11 protein-coding genes are annotated in these 14181 nt (G+C 61.3%); 2 read left to right on the forward strand and 9 right to left on the reverse strand.

Annotated features, from left to right (window positions below; genetic code table 11):
• Positions 1 to 940: 940 nt before the first annotated feature.
• Positions 941 to 4006 carry an efflux RND transporter permease subunit gene (locus tag ACEN8Q_RS17720; RefSeq protein ID WP_111281321.1) on the reverse strand — a complete coding sequence of 1022 codons (3066 nt, stop codon included), beginning with the start codon at positions 4004 to 4006 and terminating at the stop codon, positions 941 to 943.
• Positions 4007 to 4012: 6 nt separating this feature from the next.
• Positions 4013 to 5113 carry an efflux RND transporter periplasmic adaptor subunit gene (locus tag ACEN8Q_RS17725; RefSeq protein ID WP_413426533.1) on the reverse strand — a complete coding sequence of 367 codons (1101 nt, stop codon included), beginning with the start codon at positions 5111 to 5113 and terminating at the stop codon, positions 4013 to 4015.
• Between the two features lie 93 nt (positions 5114 to 5206).
• Between ACEN8Q_RS17725 and ACEN8Q_RS17730 the strand changes: the two genes are divergently transcribed.
• Positions 5207 to 5845: a TetR/AcrR family transcriptional regulator gene (locus tag ACEN8Q_RS17730; protein WP_413426531.1), complete on the forward strand. Its 639-nt coding sequence runs from the start codon at positions 5207 to 5209 to the stop codon at positions 5843 to 5845.
• 124 nt (positions 5846 to 5969) lie between these two features.
• Here the strand turns inward: ACEN8Q_RS17730 and ACEN8Q_RS17735 are convergent, their stop codons facing one another.
• Positions 5970 to 6752, reverse strand: coding sequence for a class I SAM-dependent methyltransferase (locus tag ACEN8Q_RS17735; RefSeq protein WP_007995774.1), 783 nt, complete (start codon positions 6750 to 6752; stop codon positions 5970 to 5972).
• 93 nt (positions 6753 to 6845) lie between these two features.
• Here ACEN8Q_RS17735 and ACEN8Q_RS17740 point away from each other — a divergent pair, with 93 nt between their 5' ends.
• Positions 6846 to 7466 (forward strand): energy transducer TonB, encoded by a 621-nt coding sequence (locus ACEN8Q_RS17740; protein WP_413428706.1) that lies wholly within the window; start codon positions 6846 to 6848, stop codon positions 7464 to 7466.
• 27 nt (positions 7467 to 7493) lie between these two features.
• Here ACEN8Q_RS17740 and ACEN8Q_RS17745 read toward each other — a convergent pair whose 3' ends face one another.
• The 6 genes from ACEN8Q_RS17745 to ppc all read right to left on the reverse strand — a co-directional run bounded on the left by ACEN8Q_RS17745 (position 7494) and on the right by ppc (position 14104).
• On the reverse strand, positions 7494 to 8315 hold the full coding sequence (locus ACEN8Q_RS17745) for an isocitrate lyase/PEP mutase family protein (protein WP_413428707.1): 822 nt from the start codon (positions 8313 to 8315) through the stop codon (positions 7494 to 7496).
• A 34-nt stretch (positions 8316 to 8349) separates the two neighbouring features.
• The gene (locus ACEN8Q_RS17750; protein WP_413428708.1) at positions 8350 to 9210 is read right to left on the reverse strand and encodes a DUF72 domain-containing protein; all 861 of its coding nucleotides are present in this window, start codon (positions 9208 to 9210) and stop codon (positions 8350 to 8352) included.
• Positions 9210 to 9515 (reverse strand): hypothetical protein, encoded by a 306-nt coding sequence (locus ACEN8Q_RS17755; protein WP_413428709.1) that lies wholly within the window; start codon positions 9513 to 9515, stop codon positions 9210 to 9212. The genes ACEN8Q_RS17750 and ACEN8Q_RS17755 overlap by 1 nt, the downstream gene beginning before the upstream one ends.
• Before the next feature lie 254 nt (positions 9516 to 9769).
• Complete coding sequence (gene tsaB, locus ACEN8Q_RS17760) at positions 9770 to 10444, reverse strand: tRNA (adenosine(37)-N6)-threonylcarbamoyltransferase complex dimerization subunit type 1 TsaB (RefSeq protein ID WP_008019587.1); 675 nt, start codon at positions 10442 to 10444, stop codon at positions 9770 to 9772.
• 93 nt (positions 10445 to 10537) lie between these two features.
• Positions 10538 to 11185: an adenylate kinase gene (gene adk / locus ACEN8Q_RS17765; protein WP_413428710.1), complete on the reverse strand. Its 648-nt coding sequence runs from the start codon at positions 11183 to 11185 to the stop codon at positions 10538 to 10540.
• Positions 11186 to 11473: 288 nt separating this feature from the next.
• Complete coding sequence (ppc, locus tag ACEN8Q_RS17770; protein WP_413703498.1) at positions 11474 to 14104, reverse strand: phosphoenolpyruvate carboxylase; 2631 nt, start codon at positions 14102 to 14104, stop codon at positions 11474 to 11476.
• Positions 14105 to 14181 lie beyond the last annotated feature (77 nt).

The raw sequence follows: 14181 nt of genomic DNA on the forward strand, positions 1-14181 counted from the left end.
CTTGCAGATGATGGGTGGCAGCTGTGTGCAGGTCTGCAAGACCGAGTCGTTAGGCAACCTCGGCAGATCCGAAGATCTCCCGCACACAGCCACCATAAATCGGTGGTCGCTAAAAAAGCGCCACGATTATAGGTGCGCCAGTGGGCGCCTAACAAACTATTGGCGGGCTTGCAGTCCCGGTCGCTGAATTGACAGCGACGAGCAAAGGCTAGAGATCGGGCTTCCGACGAGCAAGCTGAAAATCTTGTGGGAATGGTCTGAATGAATGGCTTGGGCGATAAACAATGTTGACTGTAAGTCCGTCATCGCGAGCAGGCTCGCTCCCACAATTGGGCTGGGTACATCTGTGAGGAATGGGTTGGCTGACAGGCCGCCATCGCTGGCAAGCCAGCTCCTACAGGGGTTTGGGTACATCTGTGAGGGATTGGTTGGCTGTCAGGCCGCCTTCGCGGGCAAGCCCGCTCCCACAGTTGATCCGGGTATGCCTGCAAGAGATTGGTCGGCTGGCAGGCCGCCTTCGCTGGCAAGCCAGCTCCTACAGTTGATCGGCGTACACCCATGCTCTTCACCACTCATCAGGCCGAGCGTTAGCTCGCCTGCAGCTCTTGATCTTGATCCACCCGCCCCCTCGGGAGGCTGAGTGGAGGTGTTCATCCGGGGACTGGCGCGCAGCGCCGTTCGACGCAGTCGAACACATTGCATGTAGGTGCAGCGAAGCCAACCGGAGGGCAATGCCCCCGGATGAATACCGGAGCGAAGGAACCCCGAGCCTTAGCGAGGGGCCGTACGCAAGGGGCGAGCGCTTTTGGTTACTTTTAAGGCGCTTGTTAAAAGTGACTCGCCGTAAGGGCGAAACCGCCAGCCGCCGTTACCGCAGGAACGGATATGTACACCATCAAAAAACAGCCTGGTCGGCCCGAAGGCCGCCAAGGTCAACCCCTCAAACCGACTCTTTGCGAACCCGAAACCAAGCGGCATAAAGGGCGGGCAAAAACAAAAGCGTCAACGCCGTGGCAACAATCAACCCCCCCATGATCGCCACCGCCATCGGCCCAAAGAACACACTGCGCGAGAGCGGAATCATCGCCAACACCGCCGCGAGCGCCGTCAACACAATCGGCCGGAACCGCCGCACCGTCGCCTCGATGATCGCCTGCCAAGGCTTGAGCCCCGCCGCGATATCCTGCTCGATCTGATCCACCAGAATCACCGAGTTACGCATGATCATCCCGGACAAGGCGATGGTCCCCAGCATGGCCACGAAACCGAACGGCTGACGGAACACCAGCAGGAACAACGTCACCCCGATCAACCCCAACGGCGCCGTCAGAAACACCATCGCCGTGCGCGAGAAACTTCGCAGTTGCAGCATCAGCAAGGTCAGCACCACCACGATGAACAACGGCACGCCGGCCTTCACCGAGTTCTGTCCGCGCGCAGAGTCTTCCACCGTACCGCCGACATCCAGCAAGTAGCCGTCGGGCAATTCGGCGCGGATCGGATCGAGGGTCGGCATGATCTGCTGCACCAGCGTCGCCGGTTGCTCCTTGCCATAGATGTCGGCACGAACCGTCACGTTGGGCAGACGGTTGCGGTGCCAGATGATGCCCTCTTCGAAGCCGTATTCCAGGGTCGCGATCTGCGACAGCGCGACGCTGCGACCGTTATCGGTCGGCACCGCCAGGCTCGGCAGCAATGACAACTCGGTGCGTTCATGCACGGTGCCGCGCAACAGGATCTCGATCAACTCGTTGTCTTCACGGTACTGGCTGACGCTGGAACCGGTCAGGGAGCTTTGCAGGAACCTCGACAGGTTCGCCGTGCTCACGCCCAGCGCCCGCGCGCGGTCCTGATCGATGTTCAGGTACACCACCTTGCTCGGCTCTTCCCAATCCAGGTGGACGTTGACCACATGCGGGTTCTCGCGAACCTTGGCCGCGACTTTGCGTGCCAGCGCCCGCACCTCCTCGATGTGCTCCCCGGTCACGCGGAACTGCACCGGATAGCCAACCGGCGGACCGTTTTCCAGACGCGTGACCCGCGAGCGCAGAGCGGGGAATTGTTCATTGAGCGTTGCAATCAACCAGGTACGCAGGGCTTCGCGTTCCTCGATGGTTTTCGCCAGGACGACAAACTGAGCGAAGCTCGCCGCCGGCAGTTGCTGATCCAGCGGCAGGTAGAAACGCGGCGAGCCGGTGCCGACGTAGGCCACGTAATTGTCGATCCCCGCCTTGTCCTTGAGCAGCGCTTCGAGGCGTTTGACCTCGTCGGCGGTGTTGCTCAGCGAAGCGCCTTCGGCCAGTTTCAGATCGACCATCAACTCCAGGCGACCCGATGCCGGGAAGAACTGCTGCGGCACAAAACGGAACAGCACGATGGAGGCGATAAACAACAGCACGGTCGCCACGATCACGGTCTTGCGCCAGCGCACGCACCACTCCACCAGACGCCGGACGCGCTGATAAAACGGCGTGCCATACGGATCGGGCTGGCCGGCACCGTGCTTGGCTGCATGAATTTTCGCCAGGTCCGGCAGGAGTTTTTCCCCGAGGTACGGCACGAAGACCACGGCGGCGACCCACGACGCCAGCAGCGCGATGGTGACCACCTCGAAGATCGAACGGGTGTATTCGCCAGTGCCCGATTGCGCCGTGGCAATCGGCAGGAAGCCGGCCGCGGTGATCAGCGTACCGGTGAGCATTGGGAACGCAGTACTGGTCCAGGCATAACTCGCCGCTTTGACCCGGTCGAAGCCCTGCTCCATTTTGATCGCCATCATTTCCACGGCGATGATCGCGTCGTCCACCAGCAAGCCCAACGCCAGTACCAGCGCGCCGAGGGAGATCTTGTGCAGGCCGATGCCCAGGTAATACATGCAGGCGAAGGTCATCGCCAACACCAGCGGAATCGCCAGGGCCACCACCATGCCGGTACGCACGCCGAGGGAGAAGAAGCTCACCAGCAACACAATGGCAAGCGCCTCGACCAGCACTTGCACAAACTCGCCAACACCGGTTTTTACCGCAGCCGGTTGGTCGGAGACCTTGCGCAGCTGCATGCCGGCCGGGAGGTTTTTCTGAATGCGGGCGAATTCGATTTCCAGCGCCTTGCCCAGCACCAGGATGTCACCGCCGTCCTTCATCGCCACCGCCAGGCCGATGGCGTCCTGCGCCATGAAGCGCATGCGCGGCGCCGGTGGGTCATTGAAACCACGCCGCACGTCGGCCACATCGGAAATGCGGAAGGTACGATCAGCGACGCGGATCGGGAAGTTCTTGATCTCGTCGACCGTCTGAAAATTCCCTGTCACCCGTAGCTGCAATCGTTCGCTGCTGGTTTCGAAGAAGCCTGCCGTGGACACCGCGTTCTGTTCTTCAAGGGCTTGCTGGACGGCAGCCAGCGGCAAACCGAGCGTGGCGAGCTTGACGTTGGAGAGCTCGATCCAGATTTTCTCGTCCTGCAATCCCAGCAGCTCGACCTTGCCCACATCCTTGACCCGTTGCAGCTGGATCTGGATGCGGTCCGCGTAATCCTTGAGCACCGCGTAGTCGAAACCCTCGCCGGTCAGGGCGTAGATATTGCCGAACGTGGTGCCGAATTCATCGTTGAAGAACGGCCCCTGAATTCCCGGCGGCAGGGTATGACGGATATCACTGATCTTCTTGCGTACCTGATACCAGAGCTCCGGGATCTCCACCGAGTGCATGGAGTCGCGGGCGATGAAGGTCACCTGGGATTCGCCTGGTCGGGAGAACGACACGATGCGCTCGTACTCGCCGGTTTCCATCAGTTTCTTTTCGATGCGTTCGGTGACCTGGCGCGAGACTTCCTGAGCGGTCGCTCCCGGCCAGTTGGTGCGAATCACCATGGCCTTGAAGGTGAACGGCGGGTCTTCGCTCTGGCCGAGCTTGGTGTAGGAAAGTGCGCCGACAATGGCCAGCAACAGCATCAGGAACAGGACGATCTGGCGATTACGCAGCGCCCATTCGGAAACGTTGAAGCGCATCGGGGCTTACTCCTTGTTTGCCAGATTGACCACGCGGTTCGAACGATCCACCGGGCGTACCTGCTGCCCTTCGAGAAGCACATGAACACCAGCAGCCACCACCCAGTCGCTGGCGTTGAGCCCTTCAAGCACCGGTACGCTTTTCTCGCCGAAGGCACCAACGCGCACCGGAGTCTTCTTCAAGGTGTTGTTGGCGCTGACGACCCAGACATAGGTCACGCCGTTTTCGGCCGTCAGCGCTGAGAGCGGAACGGACAGAGGGATCGCGTCGGCAGCCTGCACGAACACTCGGGCACTCTGGCCAAGCTCGACAGGAACCTTGCCGGCGTTGAACGCGATGCGCGCCGCAAAGGTGCGCGACTTGGGGTCAGCCGCCGGCGACAGTTCACGGATACGCCCTTCGAAGCGCTGATCGGGTTGAGTCCAGAGCTCCACCGACACCGGCTCACCGACCTTGAAACGGCCGAAATTCTGCTCCGGCAGGCTGATCGACACTTCACGCTCACCATCGGTGGCCAGGGTGAACACGGTTTGCCCGGCGGCCACGACTTGCCCGACTTCCACCAGACGCTTGGCCACGACACCGTCCTGCGGCGCACGCAACACGGCGTAGCTGGCCTGGTTATTGGAAACGTTGAATTCGGCTTTGATTTGCTTGAGGCGGGCTTCACCGGAGCGGTAGAGGTTTTCGGCGTTGTCGTACTGCGAGCGACTGACCAGTTGACGCTCCATCAGGGTCTTGTAGCGATCACGCTCGGAGCGCACCAGGTTCAGATTCGCTTCAGCGGCGGCAACCTGGGCCCGGGTGGCCTCCAGCTGCAGACGCACGTCCTGGGGGTCGAGCTCCGCCAAGGGTTGATCGGCCTTGACCCGCTGCCCTTCCTCGACCAGTCGTCGGCTGACTTTGCCGCCGATACGGAACGCCAGATCCGGCTCGTAACGCGCGCGAACTTCACCAGGATAGCTTTCCATGGACTGCCCCGAGGGCTCTGGCTGGACCACCATGGCCGGGCGCACGCTGACTTGCGGTGCCTCTTCGTGACCACACGCAGACAATAAAAAAGCCAGGGTGACTGGCAACGCGAGGGGCAAGGCATAGCGGAACATGGTGAAGGACCTTTCGCTAATGGTGCTTTGAATAATTATACTGAGCAGTATGTTATTAATAGCAAACTCACCAGTCCAGTAATAAAAACGAATATGCCAAACAATCTTTCAGCACCCAATGGCCCAGGCAGACCCAAGGACTTGGTCAAGCGCCAGGCAATTCTCGATGCAGCGAAAGTGCTGTTTCTGAGTAAGGGGTATGCCAATACCAGCATGGATGCTGTCGCAGCCGAGGCCGGAGTGTCGAAGCTGACGGTCTATAGCCACTTCAACGACAAGGAGACACTGTTCTCCGCCGCCGTGATGGCCAAGTGCGAGGAGCAGTTGCCCCCGCTGTTCTTCGAATTGCCGGAAGGCGTGGCAGTGGAAACCGTGCTGCTGAATATCGCGCGCGGTTTTCATCAACTGATCAACAGTGATGAATCGGTGAACCTGCACCGGTTGATGATGACCCTGGGCAGCCAGGACCCGAAACTCGCGCAAATATTCTTCGAGGCCGGGCCGCAGCGCATGCTGCAAGGCATGGAACGCTTGCTGAGCAAGATCGATGAAAGTGGTGTGCTGCGCATCGACAAGCCGCACAACGCCGCCGAGCACTTCTTCTGCCTGCTCAAGGGCGCCGGGAATTTCCGCTTGCTGTATGGCTGCGGCGAGCCACCGGTTGGCGAGGCGGCGGAGAGCCATGTACGGGAAGTGGTGGGGTTGTTTATGCGGGCTTATCGGCCTGACTGAGGCAGATGAAGTTGCAGTGATTGTACTGACGCTTTCGCGAGCAAGCCCGCTTCCACATTGGATCTATGGTGATCACAAGACCCCTTGTGGGAGCGGGCTTGCTCGCGAAGCAGGCGCTGCGGTCTTAGGGCTTTAATGCCTTCTTCGGATAAATGTCATACCGACTGGACTTGCCATCCAGCGCATGGCTCGGCTTCGGCCCGTCGATGCACGGCGCCTTGCGCGGACGCTTGACCACCACCCGGTGGCTGGCCAGGGCCAACGCGGCTTCGAGCAATGCCGGTGCATCCGGGTCATCGCCGACCAGCGGCCGGAACAGACGCATTTCCTTCTTCACCAGCGCGGTTTTCTCACGGTGCGGGAACATCGGATCAAGGTAGATCACCTGCGGTGGTTCACCCTCCCAGTTGCGCATCACCTCGATCGAATTGCCCTTGAGCAAGCGCATGCGCGCCACGATCGGCGCCACGTCGAAATCTTCCGCACCACGGGCCAGGCCATCCTCCAGCAAGGCGCCAATCAGCGGCTGACGCTCGATCAGGCTCATCTCGCAACCGAGGCTGGCCAGCACGAACGCGTCCTTGCCCAGCCCCGCCGTGGCATCCAGCACCCGCGGGCGCACGCCTTGGGCGACGCCGACGGCCTTGGCGATCATCTGCCCGCTGCCACCCCCGTACAACCGGCGATGGGCCGCACCGCCTTCGACGAAGTCCACCCGCACCGGCCCCGGCGCATCCGGCCCCAGCTGTTGCAGCTGCAAACCCTGGTCACCCACCTGCAAGGCAAATTCGCCGTCCGCCACTTGCATCGGCAAGCCCAGGCGCTCGGCCCATTGCTCGGCTTGTGGCTCGAAAGCCGCGTCCAGGGCCTGGACATGGATGCGGCAGGCCGCAGGTTGATCAATCATCGGAAAACACGCTCAAAAAATTAATGATCGGCAAAAACGGCCGATAACAAAACTATCGAGCATTTTGCCAGAGCTGAGCGTCGACCGAGAGAAATGTCAGACATTCAACCCACAATCACAGGTTTTATCTCGCCCTACGGCGACTACAACCTGCGAAACACCCAGGCACTGAGCGGCGTCAGCCACATCTGGCAGGATTTCTTTGCCCGGGCGCTGGCCGAACAGTCGGGTGAAGTGCTGCCGCAATCGCTGAACTTTCCACCGGTCGATCTCGAAAGCCCGGTTGAACCCACCGTTGGCAGCGACCTGCTGGCACACATCGTGTCCCAGCGCGAATGCGACGTGCAGGACACCCCGATCCGCCCGCCCGAGCCGCTGTTCCTGCCGATTGCCGAATTCGAAATGGACCTGGCCGACAAACCACGCCCACCGTTCCCGGTGGATGAAATCGTCGCCCAGCAAAAACAACAGGACTTCGAAAGCGGCTGGGTGCGCCCGATCGTGCTGAACGCCGGTCAGCCGCTGCCAGAAGCCAGCCCTGCCCCGCAACCACGTCCGCTGCACCTGCCGATCGCCGAATTCGAACTCGACCTGCTCGACAAGCCGTTCCCGCCATTCTCGCCAGAAGAACGGGTGGAACAGCAGAAACAACTCGATTTCGACAATGGCTGGGCCCGCCCGATCATCCTGCAGAACCTGCGCATCGCCGCCTGATCCTCAGCACCCTGCCACACTCAATGTTCAGCCTTTGAAGAACTGATTGGCCTTCTGGTACGGCATCGACCGCGAAGTGAAACCGAACGTTCCTGAGGACCGGATTTCTTCGGCTGCGCGGAAGAATTCGCCATACGCCGCCAGTGCCAGCGCCGAACCGACGCTTATGCGTTTGACGCCCATTTCACCCAACTGCTCGACAGTCAGCTTCAAGCCGCCCGACATCAACACATTCACCGGTTTTGGCGCCACGGCACGCACCACTGCCAACACCTCCTCGGCGCTGCGCAGACCAGGTGCGTAAAGCACGTCGGCACCGGCCTCGGCGAATGCCTGCAAGCGGCGGATGGTGTCGTTCAGATCGGGATTGCCGTGCAGGAAGTTTTCGGCCCGGGCGGTCAATGTGAAGGGGAACGGCAAACTGCGAGCGGCCGCGACAGAGGCCTCGATTCGCGCCACGGCGTGTTCGAAACAATAGATCGGGCCTTCTTCGCGGCCGGTGGCATCTTCAATCGAACCACCGACGGCTCCGGCCTCTGCTGCGCGCAGGATACTTTTCGCGCAATCAGCGGGGTTGTCGGCAAAGCCGTTTTCCAGGTCGACAGCAACCGGCAAGTCGCTGGCGGCGACAATCGCCCGAACGTTCAACAGGGTATCGTCCAGGGTCAATCCGCCATCGGCACGGCCCTGAGAAAAGGCATAGCCGGCACTGGTGGTCGCCAGCGCCTCGAAGCCGAGGCTGGCAAGCATTTTCGCCGAACCGGCATCCCACGGATTGGGAATCACAAAAACGCCGGGGCGCTCATGAAGGGCTTTGAACGCCTGGGCTCGAAGGGTTTGCGCATCCATTGGGCAGGCTCCTGAAGAGGGGAAGGAATCCGCCTCAGAGCAGGCCAAGTTGCTCGGCGACGGGTTCTCTGTATAGCTCAGGCAGCGCCGGCAAGCCAGGCAAACGCAGCATCAGTCGGGCATGAAAACGCTGCGCCAGTTTCGCCGCCAGCAGGTTGTCGGCCGTGTGCAGGAAGATGTACGGCGTACGGCCTTCTTCGATCCATAGCGCGATTTTCTCGACCCATGGCTCGAGAAACGTATCGTTGGCCTCAAGCGTCGGGTGGCCGATAAAACGCACCTGCGGGAACTGCGTGAATGCCGCCGGGCGCGGTGGCACACGGGGCTTCTTCGATTGGGCGTGCAGTACCGAAGCCTCGGTAGACGTGCAACTGAACAGCGCACGGGGATCGAGACAGATACGTTCGACACCGCGATCCAGCAGCAGGCGATTGAGCATTCGCTCGCTGTCACCCCTGGCGAAAAAGTCATCATGTCGCACTTCAACGGCCAGCGGCCGCTGCAGGGCATCGATAAATCCGGCCAGTTCGGGCAAACGTTGGGGTGTGAAGCTTTTCGACAACTGCAACCACAGCGGCGACACCCGTTCACCGAGGGGGCTGAGCAATTGCAGGAAGGTGTCGGCGGCGGTCAACTGCTCGCGCAGGTCGCCCCCGTGGCTGATCTCGCCGGGAAACTTGGCGGTGAAACGAAAATGTTCGGGCATGGTGTCGGCCCAACGCTGCACGGTGCCGGCAGCCGGGCTGGCGTAGAAGGTCGTGTTGCCTTCCACGGCATTGAATACCTGGCAATAGAGATCAAGAAAATCAGCGGTTTTGGCGTCGGGCGGATACAGGTAATCGCGCCAGGCGTTCTCGCTCCAGGACGGACAACCGAGGTAATAAGGCAGCACCATCAGATGTACAGGTCGAGCCTCAGCACATCCGCTTCCCAATCGACGAAACCGGCAGTGCTCAGATAGCTGGCCAGGGCTGTCGCCACACTTTTGCTCATGGCACGGTGGTAAATCATGTCTTGCTGACGGGCGGGAAGATTGCTCAGTTTTTGCGCAGAGGCTTTGGCGGCGCGGGCAGCCAGTTGCTCTTCAGTCGGGAATTCCAGCTCGCCTTCGATATCGATGGCGTCGTCTTCCACCACGCGGCCTTTGCGAGGTTTGCGCTTGATGGGGTAGGACTGAGAGGAAACGCCGTCTATACGCATACGTGCATACTCGGAATCAGTGATGGCAGTTTAGTGGCGCAAAACCCGCTTCGCAAACCGCCGAGTGATAACTAGAACACATAAAAGGCAAAAGGTTTAAAAGCCGGGTTAGAAAATGATGCTTGGCAGAGTTAGCGCAGACCCCTAACCCTGTGGGAGCGGGCTTGCTCGCGGAAGCGGTGGGCCAGCCACGTCAAATGCTGGATGTGACTACGCCTTCGCGAGCAAGCCCGCTCCCACAGGTACTGCGTGAATCAACGCGCCTTGGGCGTCGCCACTTTATCCCGCAGATAAACCGGCTGCGCCTCGTCGGCCACGATCGCCTCGCCGCGTTCCCAGGCAAATCGCGCCAGGGTCAGCAGGTCTTCGGCGTGGGGCAACATACCCGCGTCCTGCCCGCTCAGGCTGACGGCGATACGCTCGCCATAGCCCCAACCAGTGCCTGCGCCAAACCACTCGCCACTGGCATCGGCCGGCAATGCAGCGGACTCCGGCGGCAGTACCGCTTCCGCACCCACCAAGCGCATCTCCCCGGCCGTTTCGCGGTAGCAACCCCAATACACTTCATCCATGCGCGCATCGATCGCGGCGGCGACCTGGGTGGCGCCGTGTTCGCGCAACGCACGTTGCGCCAGTACCGCCAGGTTCGACACCGGCAGCACGGGGCGATCCAGGGCAAACGCCAGCCCTTGCACCACGCCGATGGCGATGCGCACGCCCGTGAAGGCACCCGGGCCACGGCCAAACGCGATGGCATCGACCGCTTGCAAGGTGGTGCCAGCATCTGCCAGCAATTGCTGGATCATTGGCAACAGCTTCTGCGCATGCAGGCGCGGGATCACCTCGTAATGGCTCGTGACCTTGCCGTCATGCAGCAAGGCAACGGAGCAAGCTTCAGTCGCGGTGTCCAGGGCCAGCAAGGTGCTCATCGATGTTTCCGTAAAAGAGGTCAGAAAAAGTGCGCCAGTATAAACAACTACGGCCCGCAAGCGGGCCGTGGATGATGCAGCGGATCAGGTTTTTCAGCTCAGCGCTTCAAGTACCTTGGCGGTGATCGCTTCAACCGAGCCGACGCCTTCGATATGGCTGTACTGCGGCTTGCCATTGGCAGCCGACAGCTTCTGGTAGAAGTCCACCAGCGGCTTGGTCTGCGAATGGTAGACCGACAGGCGATGACGCACGGTTTCTTCGGTGTCGTCCTTGCGCTGTACCAGCTCTTCACCGGTGATGTCGTCTTTGCCTGCGGTTTTCGGCGGGTTGTAGACGATGTGGTACACGCGGCCGCTGGCCTCGTGAACACGACGACCGGCGATACGCTGGACGATTTCTTCGTCTTCGACGGCGATTTCAACCACTGCATCCAGCTCGACGCCGGCCGTCACCAGGGCTTCAGCCTGGGGAATGGTGCGCGGGAAGCCGTCGAACAGGAAACCGTTGGCGCAGTCGGACTGGGCGATGCGGTCCTTGACCAGTGCGATGATCAGGTCATCGGACACCAGGCCGCCGGCATCCATGATGCTCTTGGCCTTGATGCCCAGCTCGGTGCCGGCCTTGACCGCAGCACGCAGCATGTCGCCGGTGGAGATTTGCGGAATGCCGAATTTTTCGGTGATGAACTTAGCCTGAGTACCTTTACCGGCCCCGGGAGCTCCCAGCAGAATGACGCGCATCGATGTGCTCCTCAATTTTTTATATGGATAACGTCAGATTCGCCTCGTGGGGCCAATCTCAAAAATAGGGTCGTGACCGCCCAAACGGTCAAAGGCTGCTCAAGATACACAGCAGGCTGCGCCCACACAAGACGCCAAAAGTCGGAGAAACCGCTGCCTGTTGCGACCATTGCGCACAGTTCCCCAAGTCGCAACCCCATCATTAACTGTCGCCTGACAGCACTTTTCAACCCGTCATACAGCGGCATCCGACTCACCTGCCGGATGCCTGACCCCACGGCAAAAACCTTAGCCGGTGTTACGCAAACCGGCGGCAATCCCCGCGACAGACACCAGCAAGGCCTGTTCTACCGGGCTGCCCTGCGCCACGTCCTGCAATCGCGAACGGGCCAGCAACTCGGCCTGCAATAGATGAAGCGGGTCGAGGTAGGTGTTGCGCAAGCGGATGAACTCAAGGGTCGCGGGGCTATGTGCCAGTAGCTGCGACTGCCCGGTCAGACCGAGAACGATGGTGCACGCCTGCGACAATAGGTCGCGTAAGTGCGCACCCAATGGCAACAGATTCGGCTCGACCAGACGCTCATCGTAGGACTGCGCAATGTCGGCATCGGCCTTGGCCAGGACCATTTCCAGCATGTCGATGCGGGTGCGGAAGAACGGCCACTGCTCACGCATCTGCCCCAGCAGTTCGCCTTCGCCACGCTCCAGTGCCTTGCTCAGTGCTGCTTCCCAACCCAGCCACGCCGGCAGCATCAGGCGCGTCTGGGTCCAGCCGAAGATCCACGGAATCGCCCGCAGGCTTTCGATGCCCCCGGCCCGACGCTTGGCCGGACGACTGCCCAGCGGCAAACGACCGAGTTCCTGTTCCGGCGTGGACTGGCGGAAATACTCCACGAACTGCGGATTTTCCCGGACCACGGCGCGGTAAGCACTGACACCGTCTGCGGCCAGTTCGTCCATCAAATGGCGCCACTCAGGCGTCGGTGGCGGTGGAGGCAGCAAGGTTGCTTCAAGCACGGCGGCCAGGTACAGGTTGAGGTTCTGTTCGGCGATGTCTGGCAGGCCGAATTTGAATCGAATCATTTCACCCTGTTCGGTGGTGCGGAAACGCCCCGCCACAGAACCCGGCGGCTGCGACAGGATCGCCGCGTGGGCCGGGCCGCCGCCACGCCCCACGGTGCCACCGCGACCGTGGAACAACAGCAGTTCAACGGCGTTCGAGCGACAGATATCCACCAGTTGCTCCTGCGCCCGGTACTGCGCCCAGGCCGCCGCGGTGGTGCCAGCGTCCTTGGCCGAGTCGGAATAGCCGATCATCACTTCCTGCGGCCCTTGCAGGCGCGCGCGATAGCCCGGCAACAGCAGCAGCTTCTCGATCACCGGACCTGCGTTGTCGAGGTCGGCCAGGGTTTCGAACAGCGGCACCACGCGCATCGGCCGCAACACACCGGACTCTTTGAGCAATAACTGCACAGCCAGGACATCGGAAGCCGCACCGGCCATGGAAATCACATAGGAACCGAGGGATGCCTGCGGCGCAGCTGCGATTTCCCGGCAGGTCGCCAGCACTTCGGCGGTGTCGGCGGAGGGTTTGAAGTACGCCGGCAGCAAGGGACGACGATTGCTCAGTTCACGCGCCAGGAAGGCGATGCGCTCTTCTTCGCTCCAGTCCTCATAGCGGCCCAGGCCGAGGTAGTCGGTGATTTCAGTCATGGCGGCGGTGTGCCGCGAGGAGTCCTGGCGCACATCCAGACGGACAAGGAACAGACCGAAGGTCACTGCCCGGCGCAGACAATCGAGCAACGGCCCGTCGGCGATCACGCCCATGCCGCACTCGTGCAAAGAGTGGTAGCAAAGCTCCAGTGGATCGAGCAGTTCTCGATTGTCCTGCAGCACATCGGCACCGGCGGGTGTGGCGCCGGTCAACGCACTGTGCGCCCAGTTGCGCGTGGCCCGCAGGCGTTCGCGCAGCTGTTTGAGCACGGCCCGGTAAGGTTCGGCGCTGTCTCCCGCCTTGGCTTTCAATTCATCGCTGGCCTGCTGCATCGACAGTTCAGCCGCCAGATGATCGACATCGCGCAGGTACAGATCAGCCGCCATCCAGCGCGCCAACAACAAGACTTCCCGGGTAACCGCCGCCGTCACGTTCGGATTGCCGTCGCGATCACCGCCCATCCACGAGGCAAAGCGAATCGGTGCCGCCTCCAGTGGCAAGCGCAGGCCGGTAGCGGCATGCAGGGCCTGATCGGCCTTGCGCAGATAATTGGGAATGGCCTGCCACAGCGAATGTTCGATCACCGCGAAACCCCACTTGGCTTCGTCCACCGGCGTCGGACGCGTGCGGCGAATTTCTTCGGTGTGCCAGGCTTCGGCGATCAGGCGCTGCAAGGTGGTCTTGATCTGCCCGCGTTCGGCACTGGTCAGGTCACGGTGATCCTGGGCCGCCAGTTGCGCGGCGATCGCATCGTACTTCTGGATCAGCGTGCGGCGCGCGACTTCGGTGGGATGCGCGGTCAGTACAAGCTCGATTTCCAGTCGCCCCAATTGCCGGGCCAGCGTTTCGGCGCCATGCCCCTCGGCGCGCAGGCGGGCGAGCAATTCCGGCAGCACCCGGGCTTCGAACGGCGCCTGTTGGGTTTCCTCGCGGCGGTGAATCAACTGGTACTGCTCGGCGATGTTGGCCAGGTTGAGAAACTGGTTGAACGCCCGCGCTACCGGCAGCAATTCGTCTTCGGTCAACTGGTTCAGGCTGGCACTGAGTTCGGCGTCCACGGAGCCGCGCCGGTCAGCCTTGGCGCCCTTGCGGATCTGCTCGATCTTGTCGAGAAAACCGTCGCCATATTGTTCACGAATGGTGTTGCCCAACAGCTCACCCAACAGGTGAACGTCCTCGCGCAAGCGTGCATCAATATCGGTCATCAGCAGGTCTCCAGCAAAAATCCGGGCGGCTAGTACCCTAGAGAGTGCCGCCCCAGACCGGTTCTTACAAGCAAGAC

This window comes from Pseudomonas sp. Pseusp16 (assembly GCF_047324915.1).
Classification (GTDB): Bacteria; Pseudomonadota; Gammaproteobacteria; order Pseudomonadales; family Pseudomonadaceae; genus Aquipseudomonas; species Aquipseudomonas fluorescens_CD.